The sequence below is a fragment of the Nocardia rosealba genome (assembly GCF_020216065.1).
Classification (GTDB): domain Bacteria; phylum Actinomycetota; class Actinomycetes; order Mycobacteriales; family Mycobacteriaceae; genus Nocardia; species Nocardia rosealba.
Map to the genome: position 1 here is coordinate 1184380 of NZ_JAIWNA010000002.1, position 13738 is coordinate 1198117.

Genomic DNA, 13738 nt, shown 5'->3' on the forward strand with positions numbered 1-13738 from the left:
CTTGTCCTGGTCGGTTGTCAGACGGTCGTCGACTCGGCTACAGCGCCATGGTGTGCGGGCGAGCCGATGAGGAAGTCGCGGTCGTCGGGTTCGGTGAGCATGGCCGTCATCGTCTTTCGGTCGAAAGGCCACAGGTCGATCGTGTTCTGGTCGGTGAAGTACCAGGAATTGCAGCCGGTGTTCCACACCGTCGGGCCCATCGCTTCAGCGACTGCGTCGTTGAACCGGGCTGTCGCAGCCTCGGTGACCTCGACGGTGTCGAGCTCACCGGTGGCGAACCGATGCAACCAGCGGGTGATGTAGCGGGCGGTCAGTTCGGCCGAGTACTGCAGCGAGATCGAGCCCGTCGGCGAATTCGGGCCGAGCACCGTGAACAGATTCGGGAAACCGGGGATCGCCGTCATCCGGTAGGCGCGTGGGCCTTTCGCCCAAGCCTCGTCGATGTGCAGGCCGTCGCGGCCGCGCAGGTTCAACGGACGCATGTAGTTGTGCGGGTGGAAACCCGTGGCGAAAACGATGACATCGACAGGATGTTCGCGTCCGTCGGCGGTGCGGATCCCGTTCGGGGTGATCTCGGTGATCTTGTCGGTCACCAGCTCGGCATTGTCGGCCTGAATGGCCCGGTAGTACGTGCCGGAGACGACCTGCCGCTTACACAGCGGCTGGTAGTCCGGTGTCAGCGCGTCTCGCAGGTCTTGGTCCCGCACCTGCGCTCGCAGCGACAACCGGGCGAGCTGTTGCAGCGCTGTCCGCCGCCAGGTGGGGCGCAACGCGACATCGGCGAGGATGCCCGAGGCCCACAGCGACACCGCGTACACCCGATCATGCACCGTGGGTGAGGCGGCGAGAAGCTTTGCCACCAGCTTGGATTGGGCCGACCCCATCGGTGCCCACAACACCCATTGCGGAGTGCGGGTGAACTGGCTCAGCTTCGCCGCCCCCGGCTGCAACGCCGAAACAACCTGCACACCAGTCGATCCCGAGCCGATCACCGCGATCCGTTTGTCCACGGTAACGAGCGAATCGTCCCATCGCGCCGTGTGCACCGTGTCGCCGGTGAAAGTGTGGAGGCCCGGGATCTCAGGGACGAACGGGTGATGCAGTACCCCGGTCGCGGCGATGACGAAGTCCGCCGTCGACTCGGTGCCGTCGGCAAGGGTGACGACCCAACCGCGTCCGTCGAAGACCGCGTCGGTCACTTCGCTGTTCAGACGCAGGTGTTCACGCAGCCCGAACTTGTCGACGACCTCGGCGTGGTAGCGCTGGATCTCCGGACCGGTGGCCCAGACCCGGCTCCAATCGGGCTTGGGCGCGAACCCGAACTGGTAGAGCTGCGAGGGCACGTCACAGGTCAATCCGGGGTAGCGGTTCCAGAACCACACCCCACCGACGTCGGATCCCTTCTCCAGGATCACGAAATCGTCGAAACCGGCCTTCTTGAACGTCACCGCCGAGGCGATCCCGGCGACACCGGCACCGATGATGATGATCTTCGGCGCACGAACCGGCCTTATTGCCATCAGCTTTGCCTTTCGAGCAGAGGAGTGGTTCACGACCCGGCCAGTGCGTGCAGTTTCGCCCGCAGGACCTTGCCGCTGGCGTTGCGGGGGATCTCGTCGAGCACGACGAACCGCTTGGGCACCTTGTAGCGCTCGAGACCTTCGCGCACATGCTGTTTGAGCGCGTCCTCCCCCGGCGCGGCAACACCCGGTCCGAGCACGACGAACGCGTTGAGGACCTGTCCGAATTCGGGATCGGGGACGCCGATCACGACCGCTTCGGTGATGTCGGGGTGGGTGGCGAGGCGGTCCTCGACCTCGCCGGGAAAGACGTTCTCTCCGCCGGAGACGATCATGTCGTCGGCGCGGCCGTCGATGAAAAACCGTCGCGAAGCATCGAAATGGCCCATGTCGCCGGTGGAGACGTGCCCGTCGATGACCTCTTTGGTCGAGACCTTCGCGGTGGGGTCGGGGGTGTATCCGGTGTATTCCAGACCGCTGCGCACGAAGATCTCACCGATCTCACCTGTCGCCGCCTCGCTGCGGTCCGCGCGCAGGATCCGCACCGACACCCCGAGCGCGGCCCGGCCGATCGTGTCAGGCGCGGCGACGAGATCGACCGGCGTGGCGATGGTGACCAGACCGGCCTCGGTCGAGCCGTACCCGTTGACCAGGATCGGGCCGAAGGCCTCGATCAGCTTCGAGATCGTGGTCGGCGAGATCGGTGCCGCACCGGTCACCATGACTCGCAGTGACGACCGCGCTGACCGGCTCTCGGCCAGCCCCGGCACAGCGAGTAGTCGTTGCAGCATGACCGGCACGGCCATCACCACGCTGACCTGGTGGCGGGCGATGTCGTCGAGCGCGGTCGCCGCGTCGAAACGACGTCGGCAGATCGCGGTACCGCCCAAGGCCAGTGGCCCGAGTAGCGACAACAGCCCGAAGCCGTGGAACATCGGCGGCGCGACCAACACCCGGTCGGTTGACCGCAGCCGCAGGATCGCCATCGCGGTCAACGTCAGCAACACGATTGCGCGCGGTTCGACCGCGCGCGGCACACCTTTCGCGAGACCTGTGGTGCCCGAGGTCAGCAAGGTCAGCTTCACCGCATGGCGCACCCTCGGCGGTGCGGGATGACTGCGGGCGGCCAGGTCGTCCAGCGTCGGTAACCCCGTGAGGTCGGCGTGCGGTTCACACCAAGCCAGCACCCGCAATCCCGCGAAGTCGGCCTTCTCCACGGTGACGGCGTATTCGTCGTCGTAGATCAGCACATCCGGGTCGTGCCGGGCGAGGATCGCTTGCAATTGCGGGGCCGGCAGTTCGGTGTTGATGAAGATCAGCTCCGCGCCCAGCTGCGCGCCCGCGGCCATCGCCTCGGCGAACCCGCGATGGTTGCGGCAGATGATGCCCACCGATTTCGGCGCTGCCGGGCACGCGGCGAACAGGGCCGCGGCGATCGCTTCGGCCCGCTGCTGCAGCCGGCGATAGGTCAGTTGCCCGGTGTCGTCGATGATCGCGACCTTGTCCGGGTGCCGGATGGCGGTCGCTGCCAACAACATCGCCGGTGTCGGGCCGTACCGGTAGAAGCTGCGCGCCAACGCCACGGCCTTGCGCGGGCCGACCGGGGTCAGCATTCCCGACGACAGGACCGCCGGGATCGCCGAACTCCACTGACGCAGACTGTGATTCAGGTCAGCGGACATCCGTGCGCACCTGCCCGTTCGTGGAAGGGCCGGTGGCCTGCGCCGTCGGTGCGGTGGCCTCGGCCGGGGTCACCGGAACATGCGGGCGCAGCCGTGACAGCGAGGCCTCGGTGTCACCGAGATTGCGGAAGATCCGCTCGACGAGCACTTCCAGCGGCCACCGGAACACGGTCGCGTTGATCGCCGACGGGAATCCGTACAGCGGAGTCATCGTGCGCGGCTTCTTCACCACCGCCTTGGCCAACACCTTCGCCGCGTCGTCGGGAGTCTGACCGGGCAGCACCCGCATCCACCGGCTCGGCGCGCTCATCCGCGTGTGCAGCAATCCGCCGTAGAACGTGGTCAAGGTGACCCCGTCGGCGCGCGCTTCCATCCCGACCGCACGCATCCACCAGTCGAAAGCAAGCTTCGACGAGAGGTAGAACCCCCACTTCGGTGCGTTCGGGAACATGATCCCCACGGTGGAGACGTTCACGATGTGACCGCTACCGCGCGCCCGCATCCCCGGCAGCAGAGCCAGGGTGAGGCGCATCGGCCCGAGATAGTTCGCGCCGGTGGTGGCGGTGATGTCCTTCGGCCGGTCGTAGGACAGGTGGATCGATCGGCGCAAGGATTTGCCTGCGTTGTGGATCAGCACATCGACCTCGCCGAGGTCGTAACGCACCGACGCCGCGAACTCGGCGACCGACTGCTCGTCGGTCAGGTCCAGCCGGTACGGATAGGCCTCTCCCCCAGCAGCGTTGATCTCCTCGGCCACCTCGAGCAACCGTTCCATCGAACGAGCGGCGATCACCACCCGGGCACCAGCCGCCGCGAACCATCGCGCGGTCGCTTCGCCGACGCCGAACGACGCACCGGTGATCACGACCACCTTGCCCTCGACCTCACGACGCAATGCCGCCTGACTGCGCAACCCGCGCGGTCCGATGACCCAGGCGACCGCGCGGGCGAACGGAGTTTCGACGATCCGCGAGGGACCGGTGGGCAGAACTTCAGACATCAGTGATCACTCCGTCGTCTTCGACATGGTGGACAGGGAGCCCAGAAAGGCCAATGCTTGGGGATCCGACAGCGTGGCGTCGATCGCCCGCTGGGTCAGCTCGATATCGGGGTCGGTGCGCAGGGCGGCCAGGATCGTGCCGAACATATTGCCGACGACCAGGTCTTTGACCTGCTCGCGGCTGATCTCGCGGGTGCGCGACCAGTGCAGGACCAGACCTTCGATGAAGGACACGAAGCCGTTTATCGCCGCCCGCAACACCGGTGACGAGTCCGAGCCGGTCACCTCGATGAGCAGAGCTTCGGTCAATTGGGTGCGGTGCCGGTCGCGGATCTGACGCACTTCGGCGTCGGCGACATCGGCGAACAGCGCTTCGAACGCGCGCGGCTGCTGCTCGGCTTCATCGAGCAGCCGGTCGATGCCCCGGTTCAGTCGATCCAGGGCCGGGCCGCGCATGGCCAGCAGATCTCCCCAGAACTCTTCGGCGGCCTGCTCCAATACCGCGAGGTAGAAGCCTCGTTTCCCGCCGAAGTGGTAGCTGATCGACCCCGCTGCCACCCCCAGGGAGCGCGCCAGGTCGACGATGGAGACCTCTTCGTAGCGGTCGCTGCTGAACGCCGCCTTGCCTGCCGCGAGCAGCGCCGCACGCGAGGCCTCACCGCGCCGATTGCCGACCATCACACCTCCCGAGTTGTTGAATCAGATTCAGTAACTTGAGCGTAAGCGGCTTCGGCGACGTCGGTCAAGGATTTTCTGAACAGGATTCAAATATCTGGGCGTGCAGGGCGCTGCGCCGCACAACAAGGCTCCTCGCGAGTGGGAGTAGTCGTCGGCATTGAAGCGAATATGCATCAATCGGTGTGGATTCGAAGCAAGTGGGCACTCGACCGCTAGCTGGACGAATTCAACCCCGAGGAGGCCGAGAATGAGCACTGTCATCGAAGCCGTCGACGTGCACGTGCCGGTGGCGACCGCCTACAACCAGTGGACCCAGTTCGAATCGTTCCCCCAGTTCATGCACGGTGTCGACCGCATCGAACAACTCGACGACACCCACACCCGATGGACCGTCGACATCGCCGGAGCTACCCGGACATTCGATGCCACCATCACCGAGCAGCACCCGGAGGAACGCATCGCCTGGAAATCCGACGATGGACCGCAGCATGCCGGAGTGGTCACCTTTCATCGGCTCGACGACTCGACGACCCGGGTCACCGTGCAGATGGACATCGATCCGGAGGGCTTCGTCGAGAACATCGCGGACAAGACCGGGGTGCTCGATCGCCGTATCAAGGGGGACGTGCGCCGCTTCAAAGACTTCATCGAAAGCCGTGGGTCGGAAACCGGAGCGTGGCGCGGCGATGTCGATCGCCCCAAGCCCTAGTCGCGAATCAGCATGCGGTGTGTGATCTTCGGGGTGACCGGCTACATCGGTGGCCGGTTGGTCCCCGAATTGCTTCAGGCCGGTCATGATGTCCGGGTGGTCGCCCGGACACCGGCGAAACTGGCCGAAGTGCCGTGGCTCGATCGGGTCGAGGTGGTCGAGGGCGATGTCACCGACAGCGACCAGGTGCGCGCGGCGGTGGCCGGTCGGGAGGTCGTCTACTACCTGGTGCACTCGTTGACCCGCCGCGACTTCGCCGATATCGACCGTGAAGCCGCCCAGATCGTCGGGGCGGCAGCGTTGTCGGCGGGGGTCGGGCGCATCGTCTATCTCGGCGGGATCGTCCCGCCACACACCGAACTGTCCCGCCACCTGGCCTCCCGTGCCGAGGTCGGAGAGATCCTGCGTGCGTCCGGTGTTCCCACTGTGGAGTTGCGTGCGGCGGTGATCATCGGATCCGGGTCGGCAAGTTTCGAGATGCTGCGGTATCTGTCCGAGCGCCTGCCCGCGATGGTCACCCCGCGGTGGGTTCACAACAGGATTCAGCCGATTGCTGTTCGAGACGTTCTGTATTACCTGGTGCACGCCGCGGAGTTGCCCGCCGAGGTCAACCGCGCCTTCGATATCGGCGGACCCGACGTGATGACCTACTTGACCATGATGCGCGAATACGCCGTCGTGGCCGGGCTGAATCGTCGAGTCGTGCTGCCGGTTCCGGTGCTCACGCCGTGGCTGTCCGCGCAGTGGGTCAATCTGGTGACCCCGGTGCCCCGTGCGCTCGCAGTGCCGCTCATCGAGTCGCTCGTCCACGAGGTCGTCTGTGGCGAGCACGACATCGCCGCATACATCTCGGATCCGCCGGAGGGCCTCACCCGGTACGGACGTGCCGTGGAGCTGGCGCTGACCCGCATCCGCAACGCCGAGGTGCCCACTCGTTGGTCCGATGCAAGCACCTACGGCGCACCCTCCGATCCCTTGCCCACCGATCCGGACTGGTCCGGCGGCTCCCTCTATGAGGACGTTCGCGAACATCACACCTCCGCAGATCCGGACACGGTATGGGCGGTGATCGAATCCATCGGCGGTGAGAACGGCTGGTATTCGTTCCCGCTGGCCTGGTCGCTGCGCGGCTGGATCGACCGGGTGGCCGGGGGTGTCGGACTTCGCCGCGGCCGTAAACACCCTCGGCGCCTGCACTCCGGCGAGGCGTTGGACTGGTGGCGCGTGGAATATATCGACCGGCCACACCTGCTGCGCCTTCGCGCCGAGATGCGGGTCCCGGGCCTGGCATGGCTCGAGCTCGGTGTCGAACCCACCCCGAACGGTGGTTCCCGATACCGCCAACGCGCGATCTTTCAACCGCACGGACTTGCCGGGCACCTGTATTGGAAGGCGATCAGCCCCTTCCACAGCGCCGTTTTCGGGGGCATGGTCCGCAACATCACGAGTACTGCGGAACGCACCCCCGACAGCACGCCGAAAGGTTGAAGATTCGGACCCTCGGATCGGGGCCCGAGGTATCCGCATCTTGGGTTCGACCCGAACAGATCAGCCTTCGGTCGGGGTCAGTGCCCGTGCCCGGCTACCTCGCCGCGCCCACAACGCACGAGCCAGCGCCGAACCGGCGACGCGAGTCCGGCGCGCATTGCCCACGGTCGCTCGCGCGGTGAACACCGCGAACTCGCTCTGTTCGATCCGGTCGAGAATCTCCGAATACAAGATGGCCGCGGTGGCGACGCACGGTCGAGATACCGGGTGCAGCAACGCGATTCCGGCATCGGCGTACCGGTACCAGTCCCGGGCGACGGCGTGTTGAGCGGCCAGCGCCGACCGCACCTTGGGGTCGGTGCGCCGATTGGTCCGGCACCACTGCAACCGGGTGCGGTCCACACCGAAAGCAGCCAGCTCGTCGGCAGGCAGATACACCCGGCCACGGTCGAGGTCTTCGGCAACGTCGCGAAGGAAGTTGGTGAGCTGGAAGGCTTTTCCCAGCGCCGCCGCGTAGGGAGCGGCCTCGGGTCGGGGGCCGATGGTGCCGAGCACCGGCAGTACCTGCAGGCCGATCACCGCTGCCGAACCGTGGATATAGCGATCCAGCGCGGCCCGATCCGGGTAGTCGGTCACCGTCAGATCCATCCGCATCGAGTCGAGGAAATCGTCGAACAGCGCGTGCTCGATCTCGTATCGGGCGGCGGTATCGGCAAGCGCGGCAAGGATCGGGTCGTCGTGGGTACCGCGAAGACTGTCGCGCATGGTCTTCGCCACCGCGTCCAGGCGTGCCGCCGCAGAACCGGTGGCGTCGCCGGTCGGGGGTTCGTCGACGATGTCGTCCGCCCATCGGGCGAAACCGTAGAGCGCGTGGATCGCGGGGCGCTGGGCTGGCGCGAGCAGCCGAGTGGCGAGGAAGAATGTGCGCCCGTGCCGGGCGTTGAGCTCCCGGCATCTCAGATAGGACTCACGCAACTGGGCATCGCGGATACCGGCGGCGTCGAGTTCCGTGCGAGTCATCGTCGTTCGCTCCTGGCCGCGGTGGAGGACGAAGACCGCGAGGTGGTCACAGCGCCGGTTACACGGTCGGCGGCGAGACGACCCGACAACAGTGCCGTCGGCACGCCGACACCAGGAACGGTGCCACAGCCGGCCAGCACCGCATTGGTCACTCCGCGTGGCATGTTCGCGGGACGGAACGGACCGGTTTGGGCGAAAGTGTGCGCGAGCGAGAACGGAGTACCGGCCAGCATGCCCTGCCGTTGCCAATCGGCGGGGGTGTCCACATGCACGATCGTGGAGTTCTCGACGAAGCCCGGAACCAACCGGTCCTCGACGATCGCCGCGAGTTCCTCGCTGTAAGCGGTGGCGCGGCGATCCCAGTCCAGATCCTCGCCGCGGTACAGGTTGGGCACCGGGGCGAGAACTGTGAACAGGTCCTGCCCGTGTGGGGCGAGGCCAGGATCGGTCGCGGTGGGCCGGGTGACCAGCAGCGACGGGTCCGTCATCAACTCTCCCCCATCGATCAGTTCGTCGAAGGTCTGTTTCCAGGCGGCACCGAAGACGAGATTGTGATGTGCGGTCGGCACGCCGGCGGGAAAGCCGACATGCATGACGACCGCAGACGGTGCCGGTCGCCAGCTGATCGGACGCCGCGGAGAGCGATCGAGCAATTCGTAGGCTGTGGCTAGTTCAGTCGCCAAAACGACTGCGTCGCAAGGGATTCTGCGTCCATTTTCGGTGAACACAGCGGTGATGCGTGAACCGTTCCGTTCCAAGTCGTGGACGGTCTCGTCGTAGCAGAACCGCACACCGGCATCCACGGCTGCGGCGGCCAGGGCGTCCGGTAGCGCGCGCATTCCGCCGCGCGGAAAGTACACACCGCCCACGGTGTCCATGTAGGAGATCACCGCGTACAGCGCCAGGGCTCGCTGTGGCGAAACACCCGCGTAGAGGGACTGGAAGGTGAACACCCGCCGCAGCCGTTCGTCGGTCAGGAAAGATCCGACCGCCCGGTCGAGGCGACGAAAGCCGCCCAACGCGATCAACCGCGCGAGCGCCGGTGTGAGCAGAGAGAACGGAGAATCGACGTTCGTGGCGACAAACCGATCGAATTCGACGCGATACAGTTCGCTCAACCACGCCCGCAATCGGCGGTAACCCGCGACTTCCTCGGGCCCGGCGAATGCCGCGACCGATTCCTCCATCGCCGTGGCGTCGCTGTGAATATCGAGCCCGCTGCCGTCGGCGAAGTGCGCGCGGTAGGCCGGGATGACCGGCAGCAAGTCCAGCCGGGAGTCGAGACTCTCCCCCACCGCGGCGAGGGTGTCGGCGACGATGTCGGGCATGGTGAGTACCGACGGCCCGGTGTCGAGCAGAAGACCGTCGATATCGCGCCGCCCGGCTCGACCGCCTGCGACCGAGTCGCGCTCCACCACCGTGACACCGCGGCCGCGTCCCGCCAAGTGCAGCGCGGCGGCCAGACCAGCCAGCCCGGCCCCGACGACGACAACCTCATCGGTTCTTCCCGGTATCGTTCGCATCTCTACCTTCCCGTCGAACTTCTCGATGGCACGCTGGCCGGTCAGGACGTACGGTCGGTGCACAACAGCGCCATTCGGTGCAGCGCGTCGGCCACCGACGGTTCGAGGTCGGCGCGGTCGAGAAGCTGACGCGCGTGTTCGACTCGGTCGCGGATCATCCGCTCGGCACACTGCCGCGCGCCGCTGTCGACGATCACCGCCTGTGCGAAGGCGACGCCCTGCTCGTCGATCAGCTCTTCCCGCCAGAGATCTCGCAGCCGGGCGCGGTCCGGCGGCCCGGCGAGCTGATCGGCCAGTGCGATCAACGTGGTCGCCTTGCGTTCTCGGATATCGTCACCGGAAGGCTTTCCGGTGGTCGACGGGTCGCCGAAAACGCCGAGCAGGTCGTCGCGAAGCTGGAATGCTTCTCCGACCAGTACGCCGTAGGCACCGAGAACATCCATCACGGTGTCGTCGCAGTCGGCCATCGCCGCACCGAGTTCCAGGGGTCGGCGCACGGTGTAATTGCCGGACTTGCGGCGTGCGATGTCCATCACCGCGGTCAAGGACGGAAAGCGGTTCGCGTCGTTGGACAGGTCCGCGAGCTGACCTACTGCCAGTTCGCTGCGCATCGCGTCGTAGCGTGGCCATGCCCGGCCCAACGCTGCGGCGCCGACGCCACTTTCGCGCAACATGCGCTCGGCCCACACGAGGTACAGGTCGGCGAGGAGGATCGCCGCGGATTCGCCGAATCGGGCCGCCGATCCCGACAACCCCTGCTCGGTATGCCACGCGGCCAGACGCAGATGGGTCGACTGTCGTCCCCGTCTGACACAGGACTCGTCCATCACGTCGTCTTGCACGAGCGCGAACGCGTGTAGCAGTTCCACACTTGCGGCCGCGCGCAGCGCTGGTTCGAACTCGCCGCCGCCACCACACAGCCAACCGAGATAGACGAACACCGACCGCACGCACTTGCCACCCGACGCGAAGTCGACCATCAGCCGACCTGGCAGTGAGAACCCCGCCGGGTCCAATTCCGCCGCGCAACGCGCCCGGACGAACTCATCGACGTGATCGCGGACCGACCTCTGTGTCTGCGCGAGCCACCGTTCGAACTGTGTCGAGCCGTCGTCGGTGGAGAGTCCGCGAGGTCCGGCTGCGGTCGCAGCTCGCTCTGCATTCACGCCACGATTGTGACACCGTTTTCCCAAAAATGCATCGTTTGTGCGTCGATTACTGCCGCGTCGGCTCTCCCTCGCCGGCACAAGTTGTTCCGCACCGCGGCCGGGTGTCGGAGGGATCCGGTTGGATGAGCGCGTGACTGTCTATGACGTAGCCCGCCGGCTTCCTGCCATCGCCGACCTGCGGGACCTGTGCCGCGCGCTTGCGATGCTCGACGCGATCCTGAGCCCGGACCGGGAAAGCCGGTACTACTCCTTCAACGGCGCCTGGGCCGAAGGCCAGGAGATGGCTTCGATGCGCAACGGGTCCGGAGACGAATACTCCATCGTTTTCTCGGTGGCCGGGGTATTTGTCCGGGGCTTCAGCCACGAGTCGCCGATGAGCCCGTATGGCCATGACCGCCTGCCCTGGCCGGGAGTGATCGACGAAGTTCCCGATGTCTTCATGCCCTTGGTCGAGGAGCCGGCATTCACCGACGAAGACGGCGTGCTTGCTGTGACGGCCTGCTTGTGGCGGGAGGCGACGGATGATCAGTGGCACCACGGCACGATCGACTTCCCCCCGGACCATGCCGACCCTGACGGGGCGACATATCTGTTCCAACTACTGGTCGACCGCTCACCTGAAGCGTTCCAGCGCTTCGCCGAGGACTATTACGAGGTCCCCGTGGACCTGAAAGCGGTGCGTGACGTGTATGCCTTGCGGCCGCTGGACCAGGAACTCGTGTCGTCGTTGAACCCAGAGGCCACCCTGGCGGACCTGGCCCAAGACATCTCCGAAATCGGATATCCGCATGCCTCGTGATCGAGTGAACGGAATTCGATCGTTCAGTCGGGAAAACCTGCGGGATCGACGAGCAGGCGCTTGAGCACTTTGCCGGTTTCCCCGCGGGGCAGCGAGTTGAGAAAAGTGACATCGCGCGGGACCGAGAAGCGGCTGAGCCGGTTGCGGACGTAGGTGCGCACCATGCCCGAATCCAGGCTGGAGCCTTCATGTTTGACGAGGAATGCGGCCAATCGCTGACCGAATTCACGGTCGGGTACCCCCACCACCGCGACATCGCTGACCTGCGGCAGATACGACAAAGCCTCTTCGACCGGACGTGGGAAGACGTTCTCGCCACCGGAGATGATCATTTCGTCGTCGCGTCCCGCCACGAACAGTCTGCCCTCCGCGTCGAGGTAGCCCAGGTCACCGGTGTTCAGCATGCCGTCGGCCTCCTCGGGCGGAGTGTCGTTGACGTAGCCGTCGAACAGCATGTGGTTGCCGACGAAGATCCGTCCGGTCACCCCGATCGGCACCGGCTGGTTGCCGGCGCCGAGAATCGCGATCCGGGTCCCCAGCGGCGGGCGGCCCGCCGTGGTGGGAGCGGCACGAAGGTCCTCGGGCGCGGCCACGCTGGCCCAGGAGACCTCGGTGGAACCGTAGAGGTTGTAGAGCACATCACCGTAGTCCTCGAGGAAGCGATCGACGGTCGCCGCGACGAGTGGAGCACCACAACTGACGACGTGACGCAGACTGCTCAGGTCGTGGCGAGCGCGCACCGCGGCGGGCAGGTCGACCATGCGCTGGATCATGGTCGGCACCGCGATGAGGGTGTTCACCCGGTGTTCGGCGACCTGACGAAGGCATTCCTCGGCATCGAATCCTTGCGCGAGCACCACGGTGGCCCGTACGGCGGTGCTCAATTGCAGTGCCGAGAGACCCCAGGTGTGGAACAGCGGCGCCGGGATCATCATCGTGCTGCCCACGTGGATCGGGATTCGCGACAGGAGCGCGACCAGGGTGTCGAATCCCTTCGGATGCGGACGCCTGGCGCCCTTCGGCGTGCCGCTGGTTCCCGACGTGAGCACGATCTGACGACCGGGCACCGTGGGGACCGGAAAAGTCGTGTGGCCCATGGCGATCAGATCCTCGATGGTGATCCGCCCCGGGTCCGCGGGCAGGTCGTCGGTGACGAAGCGCGGCACGCCGTTGTGCAGGTACTGCACGAGGTGGTTGAGATCGGTGTCGACGAACAACGCGGAGAGCCGGTGCCGCTGCACGATCTCCTCGATCCGCCTACCCGACAGGCCGGCGTTCAGCAGTGCGACGTCCACGCCCAGCTTGCCCGCCGCTACCATCGTCTCGACCATGCCGCAGTGGTTGGCGGCGAGCAACCCGATCGCGTCGCCCGCACGCAATCCGACCTCGTACATCGCACCGGCCAGCGCGGTGGTGCGCTTGTCGGTTTCGGCGAATGTGGCCGTACTGACGGTGTCGATCAGGGCGAGCTGGTCGGGACTGTGCGCGGCGCCCGCCGCGTAACCGCCCGCCAGGTTGAAACCCCACCGGTACAACGACCGCAGTTGCCGCGCCGAGGTCACCGGCGGCGCGACCAGCCCGGAATTCACCACCCAGCGCACGAGCTCGGACTTGCGACGGATCGGCGCCCGCTCGCCGTTTCCCACCACCGATGTCTGCGCCCCACGCACCACATCGACCGCACGCCGCAGCCCGGCCCTGATCCACCGGACGGTCTCGGCGTCGCGTGCCTCCGCCAGCGCCGGATGCAACCGCGGCGCGGCGAAGGCGGTGACGCTCACGCTGGTTCGCTGCTGGTCACCGGCGAGCCGGATCAGCGCGAAACTGCCCGTCTCCGGGTTGTGCAGTTCGAAGCTCTCGTACCAGCGACCGATCCGCAAGGCCAGATCGACGGTGCGCACGCCGACATCCGCGTCGCCGATGCGGACCTGCCACCTCGTGTCTCCCTCGGTACCGGTCAACCGCTGGCATCCCCCGATGCCGGACCACAGCCGCGGATAGCTCTGCGGTTCCAGCAGCACCTCCCACAACGCCTGCCTCGCAACGGCGAAGTCCACGGTCACATCCACGACATCACTCGACATCTCTGCGCCTCCCTCGGCCCGGCCACGCTGCCGGGAAGTGCCCACGCATCCCGGCCACTGTGCCGC

At 66.3% G+C, this 13738-nt stretch carries 11 protein-coding genes; 3 read left to right on the forward strand and 8 right to left on the reverse strand.

The window, feature by feature from the left end; translation table 11 throughout:
• Positions 1–17: 17 nt before the first annotated feature.
• Genes LDL21_RS12465 through LDL21_RS12480 form a run of 4 tightly spaced genes read right to left on the reverse strand, consistent with a single transcriptional unit; the run spans position 18 to position 4880 of the window.
• Positions 18–1520, reverse strand: coding sequence for a flavin-containing monooxygenase (locus LDL21_RS12465; protein WP_225280149.1), 1503 nt, complete (start codon positions 1518–1520; stop codon positions 18–20).
• A 29-nt stretch (positions 1521–1549) separates the two neighbouring features.
• Positions 1550–3202 carry an AMP-binding protein gene (locus tag LDL21_RS12470; protein WP_225280150.1) on the reverse strand — a complete coding sequence of 551 codons (1653 nt, stop codon included), beginning with the start codon at positions 3200–3202 and terminating at the stop codon, positions 1550–1552.
• Complete coding sequence (locus LDL21_RS12475; RefSeq protein ID WP_225280151.1) at positions 3192–4202, reverse strand: SDR family NAD(P)-dependent oxidoreductase; 1011 nt, start codon at positions 4200–4202, stop codon at positions 3192–3194. The genes LDL21_RS12470 and LDL21_RS12475 overlap by 11 nt, the downstream gene beginning before the upstream one ends.
• A gap of 6 nt (positions 4203–4208) precedes the next feature.
• Positions 4209–4880 carry a TetR/AcrR family transcriptional regulator gene (locus LDL21_RS12480; protein WP_225280152.1) on the reverse strand — a complete coding sequence of 224 codons (672 nt, stop codon included), beginning with the start codon at positions 4878–4880 and terminating at the stop codon, positions 4209–4211.
• 247 nt (positions 4881–5127) lie between these two features.
• Here LDL21_RS12480 and LDL21_RS12485 point away from each other — a divergent pair, with 247 nt between their 5' ends.
• A complete protein-coding gene (locus LDL21_RS12485; RefSeq protein ID WP_181696183.1) occupies positions 5128–5589 on the forward strand; it encodes an SRPBCC family protein in 462 nt (153 codons plus the stop codon).
• A gap of 12 nt (positions 5590–5601) precedes the next feature.
• Positions 5602–7077, forward strand: coding sequence for an SDR family oxidoreductase (locus LDL21_RS12490; protein WP_225280153.1), 1476 nt, complete (start codon positions 5602–5604; stop codon positions 7075–7077).
• Positions 7078–7137: 60 nt separating this feature from the next.
• Here the strand turns inward: LDL21_RS12490 and LDL21_RS12495 are convergent, their stop codons facing one another.
• The 3 genes from LDL21_RS12495 to LDL21_RS12505 are packed head-to-tail and all read right to left on the reverse strand — an operon-like array spanning position 7138 to position 10600.
• A complete protein-coding gene (locus LDL21_RS12495; RefSeq protein ID WP_225280154.1) occupies positions 7138–8097 on the reverse strand; it encodes a phytoene/squalene synthase family protein in 960 nt (319 codons plus the stop codon).
• Positions 8094–9620 (reverse strand): phytoene desaturase family protein, encoded by a 1527-nt coding sequence (crtI, locus tag LDL21_RS12500; RefSeq protein WP_225280155.1) that lies wholly within the window; start codon positions 9618–9620, stop codon positions 8094–8096. Before crtI ends, LDL21_RS12495 begins: the two co-directional genes overlap by 4 nt.
• 41 nt (positions 9621–9661) lie before the next feature.
• Positions 9662–10600 (reverse strand): polyprenyl synthetase family protein, encoded by a 939-nt coding sequence (locus tag LDL21_RS12505; protein ID WP_225280156.1) that lies wholly within the window; start codon positions 10598–10600, stop codon positions 9662–9664.
• A 319-nt stretch (positions 10601–10919) separates the two neighbouring features.
• On the opposite strand from LDL21_RS12505, the gene LDL21_RS12510 reads away from it, so the two are divergent.
• Positions 10920–11588 carry a hypothetical protein gene (locus LDL21_RS12510; RefSeq protein ID WP_225280157.1) on the forward strand — a complete coding sequence of 223 codons (669 nt, stop codon included), beginning with the start codon at positions 10920–10922 and terminating at the stop codon, positions 11586–11588.
• 23 nt (positions 11589–11611) lie between these two features.
• Here LDL21_RS12510 and LDL21_RS12515 read toward each other — a convergent pair whose 3' ends face one another.
• Entirely contained in the window at positions 11612–13672 is a 2061-nt protein-coding gene (locus tag LDL21_RS12515) for an AMP-binding protein (protein WP_181696189.1), read from the reverse strand.
• Positions 13673–13738 lie beyond the last annotated feature (66 nt).

What these genes read in the sequence shown, in the direction of transcription:
- LDL21_RS12505 (WP_225280156.1), bottom strand. Translation starts at nt 10,600, where the DNA reads ATGGTCGACTTCGCGTCGGGTGGCAAGTGCGTGCGGTCGGTGTTCGTC.
- LDL21_RS12480 (WP_225280152.1), bottom strand. Translation starts at nt 4,880, where the DNA reads ATGGTCGGCAATCGGCGCGGTGAGGCCTCGCGTGCGGCGCTGCTCGCG.
- LDL21_RS12490 (WP_225280153.1), top strand. Translation starts at nt 5,602, where the DNA reads ATGCGGTGTGTGATCTTCGGGGTGACCGGCTACATCGGTGGCCGGTTG.
- LDL21_RS12470 (WP_225280150.1), bottom strand. Translation starts at nt 3,202, where the DNA reads ATGTCCGCTGACCTGAATCACAGTCTGCGTCAGTGGAGTTCGGCGATC.
- LDL21_RS12485 (WP_181696183.1), top strand. Translation starts at nt 5,128, where the DNA reads ATGAGCACTGTCATCGAAGCCGTCGACGTGCACGTGCCGGTGGCGACC.
- LDL21_RS12465 (WP_225280149.1), bottom strand. Translation starts at nt 1,520, where the DNA reads ATGGCAATAAGGCCGGTTCGTGCGCCGAAGATCATCATCATCGGTGCC.
- LDL21_RS12495 (WP_225280154.1), bottom strand. Translation starts at nt 8,097, where the DNA reads ATGACTCGCACGGAACTCGACGCCGCCGGTATCCGCGATGCCCAGTTG.
- crtI (WP_225280155.1), bottom strand. Translation starts at nt 9,620, where the DNA reads ATGCGAACGATACCGGGAAGAACCGATGAGGTTGTCGTCGTCGGGGCC.
- LDL21_RS12475 (WP_225280151.1), bottom strand. Translation starts at nt 4,202, where the DNA reads ATGTCTGAAGTTCTGCCCACCGGTCCCTCGCGGATCGTCGAAACTCCG.
- LDL21_RS12515 (WP_181696189.1), bottom strand. Translation starts at nt 13,672, where the DNA reads ATGTCGAGTGATGTCGTGGATGTGACCGTGGACTTCGCCGTTGCGAGG.